Origin of the sequence: Pseudonocardia sp. NPDC049635 (assembly GCF_040659795.1) — a bacterium.
Classification (GTDB): Bacteria; Actinomycetota; Actinomycetes; order Mycobacteriales; family Pseudonocardiaceae; genus Pseudonocardia.
Genome location: NZ_JBFAON010000006.1, coordinates 101,520 through 118,393, shown reverse-complemented (window position 1 = coordinate 118,393; position 16,874 = coordinate 101,520). Strand labels below are relative to the sequence as shown.

The window sequence follows — 16,874 nt, the reverse complement described above, 5'->3', positions numbered from 1 at the left end:
CTCAGTCCCGCGGGTCGTCGGGTTCGAGGCCGTGCAGCGGGAAGAGCGCACGGCGGGTCTCCAGGATGGCCGAGTCGACCCGATCACCGAACGACCCGCCCCAGCGCTCGAACGACGGGTCCGCGCCGTCGGACATCGAGACCGGCAGCGGCGCCCGGGTCCGGGTGGACGCCTTCGCCGTCCAGTCCGCCGGGATCGAGGTCTGCGGGTCGAGGTCGCGATCGAGCGCGACGGCCATCAGGTGTGTCCAGGAACGTGGGACCACCCGGTAGAGGGCGTAACCACCGCCGCCGAGGACCAGCCACTTCCCGCCCGCGGTGGTCTCGGCGAGCTCGCGCAGCGCGTGATAGATCGCGCGGTGGCCGTCCACGGACAGCTCCAGGTTCGCCAGCGGGTCCTCGGCGTGGGTGTCGGCGCCGCACTCGGTGACCAGCACCTGCGGCCGGAACTGCCCGAGCAGCGAGGGCACCACTCCGTGGAAGGCGCGCAGCCAGCCCGCGTCGCCGATCCCCGGTGGGAGCGCGACGTTCACGGCGTAGCCCTCACCGGCGCCCCGGCCCAGCTCACCCGCCCAGCCGGTGCCCGGCCACAGGGTCAGCGGATGCTGGTGCAGGGAGATCGTCATGACCCGCGGGTCGTCGTAGAACGCGTCCTGCACACCGTCACCGTGGTGCACGTCGACGTCGACGTAGGCGATCCGCTCGTAACCCTGCTCCAGCAGCCAGGCGATCGCCACCGAGCAGTCGTTGTAGACACAGAACCCGGCGGCACGGTCGCGCATCGCGTGGTGCAGCCCGCCCGCCATGTTCACGGCCCGGTCCGCGCGGCCCTCCGCGATCTCCCGGGCCGCCCGCAGCGATCCGCCTGCGATGAGGGCGGCCGCCTCGTGCATGCCGAAGAAGACCGGGTTGTCGGCGGTGCCGAGCCCGTGGCCGACGCCGAACGGCGCCTCCGGCGCCGACCGCACGGCCGTCTGGTAGCCGGGGGTGTGCACGCGGCTGAGGTCGGCCTCGCTCGCCGGCTCCGGCTCGATCAGCTCGACGCCGTCGAGTACGCCCAGACCGCGCGACAGCTCCATCATCAGATCGAGCCGCACCGGGTTGAGGGGGTGGTCGTCGGACAGCTGGTAGCCGAGGAACTCCGGTGTCCACACCACCGACGTGCGCGCGCTCATGGGTGGGGACCGTATGTCAGGCGCGGGGTCACGGTCACCTCCGAGCCGCCCACGGCCGGTCCCCGGTGGCGGCGGGGCGCTGCGGGTCCGAACTCCACTCCGACCAGGAACCCGGGTACAGCGCAGCCGGTGCGTCCGGTGTGGTGAGCCCCGACTCCTCCAGCGCCAGCACCAGCGCGCAGGCGTTGACCCCCGATCCGCAGTAGGCGCCGGCCGGGGCCCCCGGGGTCATCCCGGCGGCGCGGAACCGGTCGGCCAGCTGCGCGGGGGGCAGCCAGCGTCCGTCCGGCCCCGCGTTGGCCGCCGCCGGGGTGTTGCGGGCGCCGGGGATGTGCCCGGCCCGCGGATCGACCGGCTCGGTCTCGCCACGGAACCGGGCCGCGGCGCGGGCGTCGAGCAGCACTCCGTCGCGGGCCAGCGCGGCAGCGCCGTCGGCGTCGACCACAGGCATCCCGCCCGGACGGACCACCACGTCACCGGGCGGCGGTGCCGCGGGCTCCGGGGCGGTGCCGTCGGTACCGGCGACCGGCAACCCGGCCGCCTCCCACGCGGTGAACCCGCCGTCGAGCACCCGGACCCGGCCGGGCGCGACACCGGCCCAGCGCAGCAGCCACCAGGCACGGGCGGCGACCGAGCCGTCGACGTCGTCGTAGGCGACGACGAGCTGCCCGGGCGCGTCGTCGCGGATCCCCGCGCCGCGCAGCACCACCTGCAGCGCGGCGGGATCCGGCAGCGGGTGCCGCCCGCCCGGACCCGGCGACGCCGGACCGGCCGCCAGTTCGGAGTCGAGGTCGACGAAGACCGCGCCCGGTATCCGGCGGGCGGCGTGGTCGCCACGCCCGGGCGGCCCGAGCAGCCGCCATCGCACGTCGAGCAGCACGGGGCGGACGGTGGAGGCGAGCAGGTCCGCAAGGGCCTCGGGCGCGATCATGGAACCGGACACGCGCCCCATCCTGCCCCGGACGGGCGCACCGTGCCCGGGCGCCGGCCTGGGTAGACTGGACGTCGAACGAAGGGGCCCCACGTGAACGACCTCATCGACACGACGGAGATGTATCTCCGAACCATCTACGAACTCGAGGAGGAAGGCGTCGTCCCGCTGCGCGCGCGGATCGCCGAACGCCTCGGTCAGAGCGGTCCGACCGTCAGCCAGACCGTCGCCCGGATGGAGCGGGACGGTCTGGTGGTCGTGGCCGGGGACCGGCACCTCGAACTGACCGACGAGGGCCGCAGCCGCGCCGTCGCCGTCATGCGCAAGCACCGGCTCGCGGAGCGTCTGCTGATCGACGTGATCGGCCTGGAGTGGGAGCTCGTCCACGCCGAGGCGTGCCGCTGGGAGCACGTCATGAGCGAGGACGTCGAGCGCAAGCTGCTCCGGCTGCTCGACAAGCCGACGGTGTCGCCCTACGGGAACCCGATCCCGGGCCTGGAGGAGCTGGAACGTGGCGACGGCCTGTCCGCCTCGTCCTCGGTGCCGCCCGCGCTCGAGATCGGCCTGCAGCGCCTCGACGAGTTCGCCCGCCGTGGTGGCGGCGGGGTCGAGGTGCGCCGGATCGCCGAGCACGTGCAGAACGACGCGGACCTGATGGCCGAGCTCAAGCTGGCCGGGATCGTGCCAGGGCACGTGGTCGAGGTCGGCTCGATCCCGCGGTTCGGCGATCCCGTCCCGGTGGTCACCGAGGGCGAGAAGGCCACCGTCGCGCCCCTGGTGGCGCACGCCGTCCTGGTCCGGGCGCAGTAGGCGCCCTGCGTCCCGGGGGGCCGACGACCCGTCCGGGCGCGGGGTGAGAGGCTCGCACCGTCGGATCGGCGCGGTGGGAGGACCGGAGTGAAGCTGCTCGTCACCGGTGGGGCGGGGTACGTCGGCAGTGTGTGCGCGGCACATCTGCTCGGGGCCGGGCACGAGGTGGTCGTGCTCGACGACCTGTCCACCGGCCACCGGGACGCGGTCCCCGCCGGAGCGGCCCTCGTCGAGGGTGAACTCGGTGCGACCGCCGGGGACGTGCTCGCCGGTGGCTCGTTCGACGGGGTCCTGCACTTCGCCGCACGATCGCTGGTCGGTGAGTCGGTCGAGCGCCCGCAGCGGTACTGGGAGGGCAACGTCGTCGCCTCGTTCCGGCTGCTGGAGGCGATCCGCGAACACTCGGTGCCGCGACTGGTCTTCTCCTCGACCGCCGCCACCTACGGTGAGCCGGACCGCACACCGATCCCGGAGACCGCGGCGACCAGCCCGACGAACCCGTACGGGGCCAGCAAGCTCGCCATCGACCACATGATCACCTCGTACGCGCACGCACACGGCCTGGCCGCGACCAGCCTGCGGTATTTCAACGTGGCCGGTGCGCACGTCGACGGCGAGCACCGGATCGGTGAGCGGCACGCGGTCGAGACCCACCTGATCCCGCTGGTGTTGCAGGTCGCCGGTGGCACCCGGGAGTCCATCTCGATCTACGGGGACGACTGGCCGACCCCGGACGGCACCTGCGTGCGTGACTACATCCACGTCGACGACCTGGCCGACGCTCACCTCCTCGCCCTCGAGCACGCCACCCCCGGCAGGCATGACATCTACAACCTGGGCAGCGGTCGCGGCTTCTCCGTGCTCGAGGTGGTGGAGACCTGCCGCAGGGTGACCGGGCACCCGATCCCGGCGGTCGTGGCGCCGCGACGCGGGGGCGACCCGGCGGTGCTGGTCGCCTCGAGCGACCGGGCGGCCGAGCAGCTGGGCTGGAAGCCCTCGCGCACGGAGATCGAACGGATCGTCTCCGACGCGTGGGAGTTCGCCCGTAGCCGCTGATCCGGTCACCGGGGGCCGCCCGGTCCGCCGGTGCCGATCAGCTCGGTGAGCAGACCCCGCAGACCCCGGGGGCCTGCGCACGGTGACGCCGCCCCCGGCGTCATCGCCTCCCGCAAGGAGGTGTCCACCACCGCGGCAAGGACGTGATCCGGGTTGTCGGCGAACGCCCGCTCCACCGCGAGCGCGGCCAGCGGCCCGTCGCCGCGCAGCAGCGCGCACACCGCCAGCAGCGCCGCCGGATGTGCCCGGTCGGGGGACGGCAGCGCCCGGGTCAGGGCCGCCCACAGCTGCTCGGCGTGCGGGGCCTGCGCCCCCAGACACCGCCGCAGGGCCTCGTCCCGGAAGGCCGGGTCACCGAAGGCACCGCGGAAGCGCTGCGCGACGCGGTCGTCGACGACGAGCCGGCCGGCGGCCGCCTCGGTCATCGCGGAGCCCAGCAGGGTGAGCCCGGAGCGCGCCGCGGCGCGATCGCGCAACGGCACGACCGTGGCGAGCCGGTCCCGCCGCTCGCGGTCGGCGGCACCCCCGTCGAGCTGGCTGCGGACGGCCGCCCGGTCGGGGAGCACCGCCGTGCCCTCCAGCACCGCGGCGGCCGCGGCCAACGGGGTGGCGGACGGGCCGGGCACCGACCCCGAGCATCCGCACTCCTGCCCGGGCAACGGGTAACAGCTCCAGCGGTCGCCCTCCCCGGTCCCCGCCGTCCAGATGATCGCCAGCGGAACGATCCCCGCCCGTCCGAGCGCGCGCCGGACGGCGACCGCGACGTCACGACGGGTGCGCCGGGGTACCCGCCGCCCTGCGGTGTCCCCCCGTCCGGTGCCGCGGACGACGACGGCCACCGCCTGCGCCGGCCCGTCCCCGGACAACACCGACACCGCCTCGTCGCACACCCGCCGCACCGCGTGCGGGGCCGGCAGGTCGGCCCGCAGGGTGAGGCCCACCCGGCCGGCCCCCTCCGGGCCACCGATCCCGACCAGGACCAGTGAGTCCTGCGGGTGGAAGCCGATCAGCACCGGGACGGCCGCCAGGACGGCGCCGGCATCGGCGAGCCGCAGCACCGTGGCCCCGGGCCCCGATGACGAGGACGGTGAGGACGGCGGCCGGCCACCGGGCCGGGTGTGGGGATCGGGCTGCGCGGAAGTCGTCATACGGCGATCCTGCGCCGGACGGGCACGACCGCGCCGAAGCCGGAGCGGCGGCTGTGGACAACCGCCCTCGTGACCACTTCCGGAGGGGGTGTCGTGGACAACTCCGGGCACCGGACCCTCGAGCGCGCGGAATCGTCGGACCGGTCTGCTACGAGCGCCCCGCCGCATCGCCGGAACCTGCACCGATGTTCTGCCCGCGCCCGCTGCGCAGCAGACCCGCGGGAGGGTAGGAAAGACCCATGCGGGTGTATCTGGGTATCGACATCGGGACCTCCGGCTCGAAGGGCGTCGTGGTCGACACCACCGGCCGCCTGGTCGCCCGCGCCGACCGCGCGCACGACACCGCCCAGCCCCGCCCGGGCTGGGCCGAGCACGACGCGGAGGCGATCTGGTGGGGCGACTTCACCGGGATCGTGCGCGAGCTTCTCGCCGCCGTCCCGGAGGCGGAACCGGCGGGTCTGGGCGTGTCCGGGATCGGCCCCACCCTGCTCCCGGCCGACGCGGACGGCCGCCCACTGCGCCCGGCGATCCTCTACGGCGTCGACACCCGGGCCGGTGTGGAGATCGACGAACTGACCGCCGAGCTGGGTGCCGAGGCGATCCTCGCCCGCGCCGGGACACCGCTGTCGTCGCAGGCGGTGGGCCCGAAGTGGCGCTGGCTGGCCCGGCACGAGCCCGACGTCTACCGGCGGAGCTCGCTGTTCCTCATGTGCTCGTCCTACCTGGTGCACCGGCTCACCGGGGAGTACGTGCTCGACCACCACTCGGCGAGCCAGTGCGACCCGATGTACGACCTCGCCGCCGCGGACTGGGCCCGCGACTGGGCCGGGCTGACGGCGCCGGGGATCGAGCTGCCGCGGTTGCTGTGGCCGACCGAGGTGGCCGGCCACGTCACTGCCGCCGCGGCGGCCGAGACCGGGCTGCCGCAGGGCCTGCCGGTCACCGCCGGGACCGTCGACGCCTGGGCCGAGGCCACCAGCGCCGGTGTCACCTCCCCCGGAGAGGTCATGGTCATGTACGGCACCACCATGTTCCTGATCGAGGTGATCGACCGGGCGCACCCGCACCCGGCGATGTGGACCACCCGCGGCGTCGTCCCCGGCAGCACCACCCTCGCGGCCGGGATGGCCACCTCCGGCGCCATCACGAACTGGTTGCGGGACCTGACCGGTGAGGGCTTCGCCACGCTCGTCGCCGAAGCCGCACAGGTGCCGCCGGGCAGCGGCGGCCTGTTGCTGCTCCCCTACTTCGCCGGCGAGCGGACCCCGCTGTTCGACCCGGACGCCCGCGGCATCGTCGCCGGGTTGACCACCGGGCACACCCGCGGCGAGCTCTACCGGGCGGCGCTCGAGGGCATCGCGCACGGCGTCCGGCACAACCTGGAGGTGATGCGGCAGGCGGGTGGCGGAACGAAGCGGCTGGTCGCGGTGGGTGGCGGGGTCCAGGGCGGGCTGTGGACGCGGATCGTCACCGACGTGACCGGGGTGCCGCAGGACGTCCCGGAGCAGACCGTCGGCGCCGCGTTCGGCGACGCGTGGCTGGCCGCCGTCGCCACCGGTGCCGAGCCCGAGCTGCGCCGGTGGAACCCGGTCGCCCGGACCATCGAACCGGATCCGGCGGCCCGCGAGACCTACGACCGGTTCCATCCGCACTACCGCTCGCTCTACACCGCGACCCGGGAGACCGCGCATTTCCTGGCGGACCAGCGCCGGCGCGCATACCAGGCGTGACACGCTGTTCACGCGCCGGCTGTTGCCCGGCGCCCCGTCGGCGATGAGGCTGGGCGGTGTGACCGCCCCGGATGCCCTCCCCGCGTACGACTACGACCTGATCGTGATCGGTTCCGGACCCGGGGGGCAGAAGGCCGCGATCGCCGCCGCCAAGCTCGGCCGGCGGGTCGCGATCGCCGACCGTGAGCACATGATGGGCGGCGTCTGCGTCAACACCGGGACGATCCCGTCGAAGACGCTGCGCGAGGCGGTCCTCTACCTCTCCGGTTTCAGCCAGCGGGAGATGTACGGCGCGAGCTACCGGGTCAAGGCCGAGATCACGATCGACGACCTGCTCGCCCGGACCCGGCACGTGATCGGCCGGGAGACCGAGATCGTCCGCAACCAACTGCTGCGCAACCACGTGGACATCCTGACCGGCACCGCCCGGTTCGCCGATCCGCACACGGTCGTGGTCGAGGGCAGCGGGCGGGGCGACCACACCCGGGTCACCGCGGACAAGTTCGTGATCGCCACCGGCACCTGCCCGGCCCACCCGGACGCCGTCGCGTTCGACGGCGAGCGGGTGGTCGACTCCGACCAGGTGCTGCAGCTGGGCCGGGTGCCGGCCTCGATGGTCGTCGTCGGCGCGGGTGTGATCGGGATCGAGTACGCCTCGATGTTCGCAGCGCTCGGCACCCGCGTCACCGTCGTGGAGAAGCGCGACACGATGCTCGACTTCTGCGACCCGGAGGTCGTGGAGTCGCTCAAGTTCCACCTGCGCGACCAGGCCGTGACGTTCCGGTTCGGCGAGGAGGTGTCCTCGGTCGAGGTGAACGGGAAGGGCACCGTCACCAGCCTGGCCAGCGGGAAGCGGATCCCGGCCGACATGGTGATGTACTCGGCCGGCCGGCAGGGGATGACCGCCGAGCTGGACCTGGAGAAGGCGGGCCTGACGGCCGACCCGCGCGGCCGGATCACGGTGGACAAGCAGTTCCGGTCCGCGGTCGAGCACATCGCCGCGGTCGGCGACGTGATCGGCTTCCCGGCACTCGCCTCGACCAGCATGGACCAGGGCAGGCTGGCCGCCTACCACCTGTTCGACGAGCCGGTCCGCGAGCTGCACGAGCTGCAGCCGATCGGCATCTACACGATCCCGGAGATCTCGTTCTGCGGGCGCACCGAGGCCGAGCTGACCTCGGCGGCCGTCCCCTACGAGACCGGGCTCGCCCGGTACCGCGAGCTGGCGCGCGGTGCGATCGTCGGCGACTCCTACGGCATGCTCAAGCTGCTGGTGTCCGCGGAGGACCGGACACTGCTCGGCGTGCACGTCTTCGGGACGAACGCGACCGATCTGGTGCACATCGGGCAGGCGGTGATGGGCTGCGGCGGGACGGTCGACTACCTGGTCGACACCGTCTTCAACTACCCCACGCTGTCCGAGGCGTACAAGGTGGCCGCCCTGGACGCGACGAACAAGATCCGCGCGCTGGAGAGCGTGCAGGCCTCCTGATCAGGTGTAGGAGAAGCCCCTGGCGTCCAGCCACGGCTTGGGGTTGATCTTCTTCCCGCTCGGGTCGACCACCTCGATGTGCAGGTGCGGCCCGGTCGACTGGCCCCGGTTGCCGACCTCAGCGATCTGCTGCCCCGCGGCGACCCGCTCACCCACCGACACCAGCGAGCGGTTGATGTGGCCGTAGACGGTGATGGTCCCGTCGTCGTGCTGCACCCGGACCCACAGGCCGAAGCCGCTCGCCGGGCCGGAGCTGATCACGGTGCCGGCGATCGGGACGTTGATCGGGGTGCCGATCGGCGCGGCGATGTCCAGGCCCATGTGCTGGGAGCCCCAGCGCGAACCGAACCCGGAGGTGACCCGGCCCGCCACGATCGACACGGCGCCGCCTCCGGCCGCTGCGGACGCCTGCGTGGCGCTGCTGGCACCCGCGGCGCGGGCGGCCTCGGCGGCGCGGGCCCGCTCGGCGGCGGCCTCCTGCACCTTCGTGATCGACGCGACGGCACCGTCGACGGCGTCCGCGGCGCTGGAGTGCACACCGGCACCGGCGATGACGGTCTGCGCGGCGACCGAGGCACCGTCGGCCGCCGGGGTCGCCAGCGCGGCGATCGTGCCCGGATCGGCGATCGGGGCGGAGGCGGGGACCGCCTCGGGCACCGAGACGCCGGCCGCCGCGCCGCCACCGTTGAACGCCGCCGAGGCGGTGTCCAGCCAGCCGGTCACCGGTGCGCTGAGCAGGTCGCCGCCGACGGACGCGTGCGCGGCACCGGCGATGCCGCCGACCGCGACGACCGCGGCCGCGATCCGGGTGCCGGCCGAGTACCGGGAGCTCTCGTCGGACCGGTCGGCGCGGCGGGAGTGTCGCACGTGCGGACCGGACGGGACGCCTGCCATGCCTGCGACCCCTGCCACCGCGAACTGCGGTGACAGGAGCCCGAGGCTCGTGGGCCGACCCTGGGGGGAGCGATGCCGTGCCACGTCTTCCTTCCGGATCGCGGAGCGGCGGACAACCCGTGGGGAGCGGGGCAGCCCGTGGGGAGTCGGGCCGCGTCCGGTTCGTGACCGTTCCGTGATCTGGGGCCGACGTTAACCCGGCACGCCACGGCGGCAAACCCGAAGGAGTGATGACGAGACCACTGGAACCCGACGGGCGGTGAGCGGACGCTGCGTGACGAGAGCGGTCATCATCTGCCGTTCACCGCAGGGACGACCGGCCGATGCACCCGGGAACCGTCCCCCTAGCTGCGACGACGCACCCGCCTCTCGATCGGACGAGTGGTACGTCCGTTTGCCGATGAGTGTCGGTGGTCACTCGCAGTGGTCGCACCGGCAGTGCGTGGAGCGGGCCGGACCCGGGTGCCCGTCCCGGGCGGCGGGCCCGGCACACCCGTTCGGTCCACCCGTCCCGCACGTCCCGTACCGCCACTCACCCGGAACCGCGATTGCCCGGCCGTCCCCCGCCCGGTTGGCTGGAGCGCGTGCGCCGACTCCTGGTCCCCGTGCTGGCCGTGCTGCTGCTCGTCGGTCCCGCCCCCGTGGCGCTCGCCGCGCCGGGTCCGTCAGCGCGGTCCGCCACCCACTACGTCGCCCTCGGCGACTCCTACGCGGCCGGTGTCGGGGCCACGAGCGACCCGGCGAGCGGCGAGTGCCTGCGCGGGCCCGACGCCTACCCGGCGCTCTGGGCGCAGCGCCGTGCGCCGGCGTCGTTCACCTCCGTCGCCTGCAGCGGGGCGACCAGCAGCGAGGTGGTCGCGCGCCAGGTCAGGACGGTCGCCGCCGACACGACGCTGGTCACGATCACCGTGGGCGGCAACGACACCGGTTTCGGTCCGGTGCTGGCCACCTGCAGCACCGCCCCGGACGACGAGACCTGCCTGCGGGCGATCCGCGGTGGTGAACGGATCGCGGAGCTGTTCGCACCGGGCGGGCTGATCTCGGTGATCGTCGGGGTGCGGCTGCAGGCGCCGGATGCGCGGATACTCGTCCTCGGATATCCGCGGTTGTTCGAACCCGGCCCCGCGTGCGACGTCCCCGGCGTCCCGAACGCCACCCGCCGCGCCGCGCTGAACCGGGCCGCCGACACCCTCGACGACGCCCTTGCCGACGCAGCGCAACGCTTCCGCGGGCAGTTCGTCGACGTCCGCGACGCGTTCGCCGGGCACGGGCTCTGCGGTGCCGACCCGTGGATCAACCCGCCGGGTGCGGGCAGCCCGGCCGCCTACCACCCGACGGCCGCCGGGTACCGCGCCGGTTACCTGCCCGCCCTGGACGCGGCCGCCGCCCGGCCGTGAGCCACGCGCGGTTCGCCGCGGTGTCCACGGGGCGTCGACCGGCGTGCACCGGCCGGACCGTCCGGTCCGGCAGGGTCGCGGTATGCGTCGCCTCCTCGGCACCCTGCTCGTACCGGCCGCCCTGCTGGCCCTCTCCCCCGTCGCGTCCGCTGCACCGGACGGTGACGGCGGCGTCGAGGTGGTCGCGCACCGCGGCGCCTCCGCCGACGCCCCCGAGAACACCCTGGCCGCCGTGGACGAGGCGATCCGGCAGGGCGCCGACTCGATCGAGGTCGACGTGCAACGGACGGCCGACGGGCACCTGGTGTTGCTGCACGACACCACCCTCGTCCGCACCACCGACGTCGCGAGCGTCTTCCCGGGCCGCGCCACGGCGCCGGTCGGCACGTTCACGCTCGCCGAGCTGCAGCGACTCGACGCGGGATCCTGGTTCGCCCCGGAGTTCACCGGTGAACCGATCCCCACCCTCGACGAGCTGATCGAGCGCACCGCGGGCCGGGCCGGGTTGCTGATCGAGCTGAAGGACCCGTCGTCGTACCCGGGAATCGAGCGGCAGGTCGCCGACGCGATCGGGGCGCCGCGCCCCGACGTCGTCGTGCAGTCGTTCGACCACGACGCGATGCGCCGGTTCGCCGCGACCGCCCCGGAGGTCCCCGCCGGCTGGCTGTTCGCCACCCGGCCCACCGACGCACAGCTCGACGCCGCCGCGGCCGTCGCCGACCAGACGAACCCGAGCTTCCGCGTCACCGACGCCGCACTGGTCACGGCGGTGCGGTCCCGCGGCATGGAGGCCGGGGTGTACACGGTCAACTCCGAGACCGACATGCGCCGCATGATCGACGCCGGGGTGCAGCGGATCATCACCGACGTCCCGGCCACGCTGCGGGCCGTGCTCGGCTGACCGCGCGGCCGCCCCACCCGCCCGGGAGGACCGCGACACCCGCCACACAGCCCCGGACCTAGACTCGGGGCACCCCGATCGGTGGTGGTGAGTGGAGGGACCCGATGACGGCTGTGCGGCGGTTCGCGCTGCTCGTTCCGGTGGCGCTGGTGCTGCTCGCCGGCTGCGGCGGTTCACTCGCGACCCAGCCCGGGACCTCACGCCCGGCGCCGACCACCCAGGCCAGGGCGAGTACACCGTTCTGTGACGCCGTACAGGCCAGCCGCGATGCCACCCGGCCGGTCGGCGGGATCGGTCTGGGCCGCGCCGTGGAGGACGTCGAGTCGGTCGCCGCGAACGTCCGGCGGGCCAACCAGCAGGTCACCGGGCTGGCACCGCAGGAACTCAGGTCCGACTTCGACCGGGTGAACCAGGTCGTGGAACGTCAGCTGCAGCTGCTCGAGGCGAACGGCGGCGACACGATCGCCGTCGCCAGGGACCCGGGCATCGCCGAGGCCCGCAGCGACCCCGAGTACCAGGCGGCCAGCCAACGGATCAACGACTACGTCCGGTCGACCTGCGCGACCTGACCACCGTCGACGACGACCGGCGAACCGGTGCGCCACCCGAGGTAGCGGTCGGCCTCGACCAGCAGCGCGCCACCCAGCCACATCGCGACGATCGCGTCGTCGCCGAGGCCGAACACCGTCAGGAACGCCTCCGGCACCAGGTCCACCGGCGAGATCAGATAGGCCAGCGCGAGCAGGAACAGCGCGAGCCGGCCCTTCCCCAGGTGCGGGTAGCTGCCGCGCCAGGCGTCGCCCAGCATCGAGGGCAGTGCCCGCAGCCGCTGCGCGGGCCCGGGCTCACCGGATCCGCCACGGCGGGTGAGGGCACGGAAGAGCGTCGCGAACGCGGCCGTACGGCCGGCGCGACGACCCGCGGTCGAAGCAGATGCAGCGCTCATGTCGGGTGCAACGCCCGGGCCGCCCCCGGCGTTCCCAGGCGCCACGGTGACGCGTCGCTCCACCTGTCCCGCGCAGCCGTACCGCTCAGTGGTGCGATGCATCAGTGCGGTGCCGTGTGTCAGCGCGGTGCCGCGTGTCAGTGCGATGCGATGTAGATGTCGCGCAGCACACCGGCTTCGGTGGTCATCTCCGCCAGCCGCTGCTTCACCACGTCACCGATGCTGACCATGCCGCACAGCTTCCCGCGCGCCACGACCGGGAGATGGCGGTGCCGCCAACGGTTCATCAGGGCCATCATCTCGACCAGCGAGTCGTCCGGAGAGCAGGTGACCACCGACCGGGTCATCACGTCGGCGACGGTGAGCCGGGTCAGCCCGGCCCCCTCCGTGGCGAACCGCCGGACGATGTCGCGTTCGGAGATGATGCCGGCGATCCGTTCCCGGAACCCGTCGTCGGACACCACGAGGGCCCCGATCGCGGGCGGCCCGGCCAGCCGGGCGGCGGCCTCGCCGATCGTGTTCCACGGGAGCACCGTGTGCACGGTGTCGCCCTTGATCCGCAGGATGTCGGAGACCTTCATGTGACCCTCCGTCGCCGTCGCCGGACCACTGAGTGTCCGCCCACCGGACAGCGTTGCGAAAGCTAACGGGCGGGTCTCCTCCACGTCCGTGCCCTGCGCGCGCACCGCGTCACCAGCGCGGCACCGATTCCGACCACCACCGCCCCGCCGGCGAACGGAGCAACGGACCGCGCGATCTCACCGGCCCGCACGACGAGGGCCTCCCTGCGGTGGGCGATGCCCGCCGCCAGTCGGTCCAGGCTCGCTCGCAGCTCGGTGGCCGCCTGCACGACCCGGTCGTCACGGCCGTCGGCGTGTGCGGAGAGCCGGTCGCGCAACGCCGAAGGGGACACCTCGGTGAGGTCGAGCTCCTCGGCCGAGTCGGTGCCCTCGGCGGCCGCACCGGCATCGTCGGCCCCGGTGGGCTCCCGCCGGTCGTGACGTCCCACGGCGATCCTCCACTCGTCCGGCCCGGCCGGTCCGGGCCCGCCCGGCCAGTCAACGACATCGAGGCCGGTCCGGCCAGCGGTGGCCACGCCGGGCGCGTGGCCGACACATCTCGTTGCAACGCGATCGGTTTCGATATATCGTGATGGCACACGAGCCGGTCGAAAGGGAGGCTCCGACGAAAGGCTGCCCATCATGACGACGCGAGAAGGACACGTTCACCGGAGGCCGTTCGGCCGGTCCGGGCGGTTCGGGCGACCCGGCCCCTGCGGCCACGAGGAGGCACCCATGCACGACGAGCACCCGGACCACGAGGCCGGCGCGGCCCACGAAGGACACGGGGACCCGCACCGCGACGGACCGCGCAGGCGCGGACGCGGCCGGGGCGGCCCGGGGGGGCCGTTCGGCCGTGGCGGACCGGGCCCGTTCGGCGGTCCCGGCGGGTTCGGGCCCGGCGGCCCGTTCGGACCCGGCGGGCCGTTCGGACCGGGCGGGCCGGGGCGCGGCTTCGGCAGGCGCGGCAGGCGGACCGCCCGCGGCGACGTGCGGACGGCGGTGCTCGCCGTCGTCTCCGACGGCCCGCGACACGGCTACGAGATCATCCAGGAGATCACCGCCCGGACCGGCGGCCGGTGGAAGCCGAGCCCCGGCTCGGTCTACCCGATGCTCTCCCAGCTGGAGGACGAGGGGCTGGTCCGGTCCGAGCAGGCCGACGGGCGCCGCGTCGTCCACCTCACCGAGGAGGGCACCCGGCACGTCGCGGAGCGTCGCGCGGAGCTGGACGCGGTGTGGGCGCCGTTCGCCGACGACGCGGAGTCCGCGTCCGGGGACCCGGCCACCGGCCTCGGCGACGAACTGGCCCGGCTGCACGCCGCCGCAGCCCAGGTCGCCACCGCCGGCACACCCGCGCAGATCACCGCGGCGACCGATGCACTGGCCGCCGCCCGCAAGGCGCTCTACCGGCTGTTGGCCGAGTGACCGATCACGGGGTCCGCCGGCGCCGGCGCAGCACCTCGCGCAGCGGCGGGACGACCGTGCCCTCCTCCGCCAGAACCCGGCGCGCCTTGCGGCGGGTGATCAGCACCCCGGCGACGGTGACCGCCCAGATCGGGAACTGCACGAGCCAGGCGATCCGGAAGGCCTCCGGGGTGTATCCGCCCGCGATCCCGAGCACGGCGCCGACCAGCAGTGTCGTCAGCAGTGACGCGGTGAAACCGCCGACGTTGACGATGCCGACGGCCGTCCCGCGCCGGTGCTCGGGATTGAACGTGCGGGCGTAGTCGAATCCGACCGCCGAGCACGGCCCGTTCGCCGCGAGCACCACCACCAGCAGCACCAGCAGCCACAGCGGGGCAGGCGGCGGCACCAGCAGCACGACCGCCCACACCAGTGCGGTCGACCCGATGACCGCCAGCACCAGCCACGACCGGCGCAGCGGGTGCCGCGCGGTGAACTCACCGAACACCGGGCCGGCCACCGCGCCGGCCGCGACCAGCAGGGTCAGCATCACCGAGGCACCCGCGGGGCTCATGCCCTGCCCGGCGACCAGGTAGGGCACGCCCCACAGCAGCGCGAACACCAGCCCGGAGAACTGGGTCCCGGCGTGCGACCACAGTCCGAGCCGGGTGCCCGGATGCCGCCAGGCCGCGACCAGGCCGTCCAGTACCTCGCGTGGGCTCGCCGCCGGGGCCGGTGCCGGGCTGCCCGGCGGGCGGTTCTTGAACACGGCCAGCACCGCGATCGTCGCGACCAGCCCGGCCGCCGCGGCGGCGAGGAACGCGGTCGTCCAGCCGTAGCCGTGCAACAGGGTCGCCAACGGGACCGCCGACAGCACCTGCCCGAACTGCCCGAACAGTGCCGTCAGCTGCGTCATCAGCGGTACCCGGCGGGCCGGGAACCAGACCGACACCACCGAGAGCACCGAGATGAACGTCAGCGCGTCGCCGATCCCGACCAGCACCCTGGCCGCGATCGCCAACGGCAACGCCGTCGCCAGCGCGACCATGACCTGGGCGGCGGTCATGGTCACCGCGCCGGCCAGCACCATCGTCCGGGCACCGAACCGGTCGAGCAGCAGACCCACCGGAACCTGCAGCGCGGCGTACACCAGGAGCTGCAGCACCAGGAACCCGGCCAGCACGGTCGGGGAGGCGTCGAACCGCTCCGCGGCGTCCAGCCCGGCCACTCCGAACGAGCTGCGCTGCAGCACCGCCACCGTGTAGGCGAGCAGACCGGCGGACCAGACCAGGTAGGCGCCGCGCGGCGCCGGGAACGTTGCCATGACGAACGTCCATTCTGCGCCATCCGGGCCGGACGCACCCGCGGGGGCCGACCAGCGTCACACCGGGCCGGGGCCACGCCCCCGGCGGCACCGGCCGCCGTCGGGCTAGGGTCGGGCGGGCGGCGGACCCCGGCCGCCCGCGGACGCCACCACACGGAGGACCCGGTGCTCGATCCCGCTCAGCTCTACCAGGTCGATCCGGCCGCGCCGCGCCTCGACGAGCCCGTGCTCATCGTCGTGCTGGACGGGTTCGTCGACGCCGGCAACGCGGGCGCGCTGGCCGTCGGCGCGATGAAGGACGAGCGGGAGGTCAACCGGGTCGCGACCTTCGACGTCGATCAGCTCGTCGACTACCGGTCGCGGCGGCCGCCGCTGCGCTTCGAGACCGACCGCTGGGCCGACTACGACCCGCCCACGCTCGACGTCGTCGCGCTCTCGGACACCGGCGACACCCAGTACCTGCTGCTGGCCGGGCCCGAGCCGGACACCCAGTGGGAGCGGTTCGTCGCGGCGGTCGGCCTGCTGGTCGAGCAGCTCGGCATCCGGCTGGTGATCACCCTGCAGGGCATCCCGATGGCGGTACCGCACACCCGCCCGATCGGCGTCACCGCGCACGCGACACGGCCGGAACTCGTCGAGGGGCACCAGCCGTGGTTCGCCACCGCCGACGTCCCGGGCAGCGCGGCCGCGTTGCTGGAGTTCCGGCTCGGCCAGGCCGGACAGGACGCGATGGGCTTCGCGGTGCACGTCCCGCACTACCTCGCCCGCTCGGCCTACCCGCAGGCGGCGCGGGTCCTGCTCGACCACGCGGGCCTCGCGGCGGGCCTCTACCTGCCGACCGAGACCCTGACCCGCGCCGCGGAGCAGGCCGACTCCGAGATCGCCGAGCAGATGGCCGAGTCCGACGAGGTCGTCCAGGTCGTGAAGGCGCTGGAGGAGCAGTACGACCAGGTCGCCGCGGCGCGCGAGGCCGGCGACCTGACCGACGGGCTGGAGGGCGGCAAGCTGCCCAGCGGCGACGAGCTCGCCGCGGAGTTCGAACGGTTCCTCGCCGAGGGCGGCGAGGAACCGCCGCGCGAGCCGCCCACCACCTGACCCCGCGGGCGC

17 protein-coding genes are annotated in these 16,874 nt (G+C 74.2%); 9 read left to right on the top strand and 8 right to left on the bottom strand.

The genetic code is table 11. The features are described from left to right. Nucleotide 1: 1 nt before the first annotated feature. A complete protein-coding gene (locus tag AB0J24_RS10155; protein ID WP_358678402.1) occupies nucleotides 2–1,174 on the bottom strand; it encodes an acetoin utilization protein AcuC in 1,173 nt (390 codons plus the stop codon). A gap of 34 nt (nucleotides 1,175–1,208) precedes the next feature. Continuing rightward, on the bottom strand, nucleotides 1,209–2,105 hold the full coding sequence (locus tag AB0J24_RS10150) for a sulfurtransferase (protein WP_358678755.1): 897 nt from the start codon (nucleotides 2,103–2,105) through the stop codon (nucleotides 1,209–1,211). Nucleotides 2,106–2,198: 93 nt separating this feature from the next. On the opposite strand from AB0J24_RS10150, the gene AB0J24_RS10145 reads away from it, so the two are divergent. Further along, the gene (locus AB0J24_RS10145; protein WP_358678399.1) at nucleotides 2,199–2,915 is read left to right on the top strand and encodes a metal-dependent transcriptional regulator; all 717 of its coding nucleotides are present in this window, start codon (nucleotides 2,199–2,201) and stop codon (nucleotides 2,913–2,915) included. Between the two features lie 87 nt (nucleotides 2,916–3,002). Then, on the top strand, nucleotides 3,003–3,971 hold the full coding sequence (gene galE / locus AB0J24_RS10140) for a UDP-glucose 4-epimerase GalE (RefSeq protein ID WP_358678397.1): 969 nt from the start codon (nucleotides 3,003–3,005) through the stop codon (nucleotides 3,969–3,971). Nucleotides 3,972–3,976: 5 nt separating this feature from the next. Here galE and AB0J24_RS10135 read toward each other — a convergent pair whose 3' ends face one another. Then, nucleotides 3,977–5,119 carry a DUF4192 domain-containing protein gene (locus AB0J24_RS10135; RefSeq protein ID WP_358678394.1) on the bottom strand — a complete coding sequence of 381 codons (1,143 nt, stop codon included), beginning with the start codon at nucleotides 5,117–5,119 and terminating at the stop codon, nucleotides 3,977–3,979. Between the two features lie 239 nt (nucleotides 5,120–5,358). On the opposite strand from AB0J24_RS10135, the gene AB0J24_RS10130 reads away from it, so the two are divergent. Next, nucleotides 5,359–6,849: an FGGY-family carbohydrate kinase gene (locus AB0J24_RS10130; protein WP_358678391.1), complete on the top strand. Its 1,491-nt coding sequence runs from the start codon at nucleotides 5,359–5,361 to the stop codon at nucleotides 6,847–6,849. Between the two features lie 58 nt (nucleotides 6,850–6,907). After that, nucleotides 6,908–8,341, top strand: a complete 1,434-nt coding sequence (gene sthA / locus AB0J24_RS10125) for a Si-specific NAD(P)(+) transhydrogenase (protein ID WP_358678388.1) — start codon at nucleotides 6,908–6,910, stop codon at nucleotides 8,339–8,341. On the opposite strand, the gene AB0J24_RS10120 is transcribed toward sthA, so the two are convergent. Continuing rightward, nucleotides 8,342–9,208, bottom strand: a complete 867-nt coding sequence (locus tag AB0J24_RS10120) for a M23 family metallopeptidase (protein ID WP_358678385.1) — start codon at nucleotides 9,206–9,208, stop codon at nucleotides 8,342–8,344. It abuts the gene before it with no gap. A 611-nt stretch (nucleotides 9,209–9,819) separates the two neighbouring features. On the opposite strand from AB0J24_RS10120, the gene AB0J24_RS10115 reads away from it, so the two are divergent. From AB0J24_RS10115 to AB0J24_RS10105, 3 genes are all read left to right on the top strand, one after another. Continuing rightward, nucleotides 9,820–10,632: an SGNH/GDSL hydrolase family protein gene (locus AB0J24_RS10115; RefSeq protein WP_358678382.1), complete on the top strand. Its 813-nt coding sequence runs from the start codon at nucleotides 9,820–9,822 to the stop codon at nucleotides 10,630–10,632. 82 nt (nucleotides 10,633–10,714) lie between these two features. Beyond that, nucleotides 10,715–11,533 (top strand): glycerophosphodiester phosphodiesterase family protein, encoded by an 819-nt coding sequence (locus tag AB0J24_RS10110; RefSeq protein WP_358678379.1) that lies wholly within the window; start codon nucleotides 10,715–10,717, stop codon nucleotides 11,531–11,533. A gap of 104 nt (nucleotides 11,534–11,637) precedes the next feature. Further along, nucleotides 11,638–12,102: a hypothetical protein gene (locus tag AB0J24_RS10105; RefSeq protein WP_358678377.1), complete on the top strand. Its 465-nt coding sequence runs from the start codon at nucleotides 11,638–11,640 to the stop codon at nucleotides 12,100–12,102. Here the strand turns inward: AB0J24_RS10105 and AB0J24_RS10100 are convergent. The 3 genes from AB0J24_RS10100 to AB0J24_RS10090 all read right to left on the bottom strand — a co-directional run bounded on the left by AB0J24_RS10100 (nucleotide 12,075) and on the right by AB0J24_RS10090 (nucleotide 13,488). Further along, nucleotides 12,075–12,479 (bottom strand): YkvA family protein, encoded by a 405-nt coding sequence (locus tag AB0J24_RS10100; protein WP_358678375.1) that lies wholly within the window; start codon nucleotides 12,477–12,479, stop codon nucleotides 12,075–12,077. The two genes, AB0J24_RS10105 and AB0J24_RS10100, sit on opposite strands and share 28 nt — an antisense overlap. 137 nt (nucleotides 12,480–12,616) lie before the next feature. Continuing rightward, nucleotides 12,617–13,060, bottom strand: coding sequence for a CBS domain-containing protein (locus AB0J24_RS10095; protein ID WP_358678373.1), 444 nt, complete (start codon nucleotides 13,058–13,060; stop codon nucleotides 12,617–12,619). 62 nt (nucleotides 13,061–13,122) lie between these two features. Next, nucleotides 13,123–13,488 (bottom strand): hypothetical protein, encoded by a 366-nt coding sequence (locus AB0J24_RS10090; RefSeq protein WP_358678371.1) that lies wholly within the window; start codon nucleotides 13,486–13,488, stop codon nucleotides 13,123–13,125. A 286-nt stretch (nucleotides 13,489–13,774) separates the two neighbouring features. Between AB0J24_RS10090 and AB0J24_RS10085 the strand changes: the two genes are divergently transcribed. Then, on the top strand, nucleotides 13,775–14,464 hold the full coding sequence (locus AB0J24_RS10085) for a PadR family transcriptional regulator (RefSeq protein ID WP_358678369.1): 690 nt from the start codon (nucleotides 13,775–13,777) through the stop codon (nucleotides 14,462–14,464). Nucleotides 14,465–14,468: 4 nt separating this feature from the next. Here the strand turns inward: AB0J24_RS10085 and AB0J24_RS10080 are convergent, their stop codons facing one another. Next, nucleotides 14,469–15,767: an MFS transporter gene (locus AB0J24_RS10080; RefSeq protein ID WP_358678366.1), complete on the bottom strand. Its 1,299-nt coding sequence runs from the start codon at nucleotides 15,765–15,767 to the stop codon at nucleotides 14,469–14,471. Between the two features lie 165 nt (nucleotides 15,768–15,932). Between AB0J24_RS10080 and AB0J24_RS10075 the strand changes: the two genes are divergently transcribed. Continuing rightward, nucleotides 15,933–16,862, top strand: a complete 930-nt coding sequence (locus tag AB0J24_RS10075; protein ID WP_358678363.1) for a PAC2 family protein — start codon at nucleotides 15,933–15,935, stop codon at nucleotides 16,860–16,862. Nucleotides 16,863–16,874 lie beyond the last annotated feature (12 nt).

What these genes read in the sequence shown, in the direction of transcription:
- AB0J24_RS10100 (WP_358678375.1), bottom strand. Translation starts at nt 12,479, where the DNA reads ATGAGCGCTGCATCTGCTTCGACCGCGGGTCGTCGCGCCGGCCGTACG.
- AB0J24_RS10130 (WP_358678391.1), top strand. Translation starts at nt 5,359, where the DNA reads ATGCGGGTGTATCTGGGTATCGACATCGGGACCTCCGGCTCGAAGGGC.
- AB0J24_RS10085 (WP_358678369.1), top strand. Translation starts at nt 13,775, where the DNA reads ATGCACGACGAGCACCCGGACCACGAGGCCGGCGCGGCCCACGAAGGA.
- AB0J24_RS10155 (WP_358678402.1), bottom strand. Translation starts at nt 1,174, where the DNA reads ATGAGCGCGCGCACGTCGGTGGTGTGGACACCGGAGTTCCTCGGCTAC.
- AB0J24_RS10150 (WP_358678755.1), bottom strand. Translation starts at nt 2,105, where the DNA reads ATGATCGCGCCCGAGGCCCTTGCGGACCTGCTCGCCTCCACCGTCCGC.
- AB0J24_RS10095 (WP_358678373.1), bottom strand. Translation starts at nt 13,060, where the DNA reads ATGAAGGTCTCCGACATCCTGCGGATCAAGGGCGACACCGTGCACACG.
- AB0J24_RS10135 (WP_358678394.1), bottom strand. Translation starts at nt 5,119, where the DNA reads ATGACGACTTCCGCGCAGCCCGATCCCCACACCCGGCCCGGTGGCCGG.
- AB0J24_RS10080 (WP_358678366.1), bottom strand. Translation starts at nt 15,767, where the DNA reads ATGGCAACGTTCCCGGCGCCGCGCGGCGCCTACCTGGTCTGGTCCGCC.
- AB0J24_RS10105 (WP_358678377.1), top strand. Translation starts at nt 11,638, where the DNA reads ATGACGGCTGTGCGGCGGTTCGCGCTGCTCGTTCCGGTGGCGCTGGTG.
- AB0J24_RS10110 (WP_358678379.1), top strand. Translation starts at nt 10,715, where the DNA reads ATGCGTCGCCTCCTCGGCACCCTGCTCGTACCGGCCGCCCTGCTGGCC.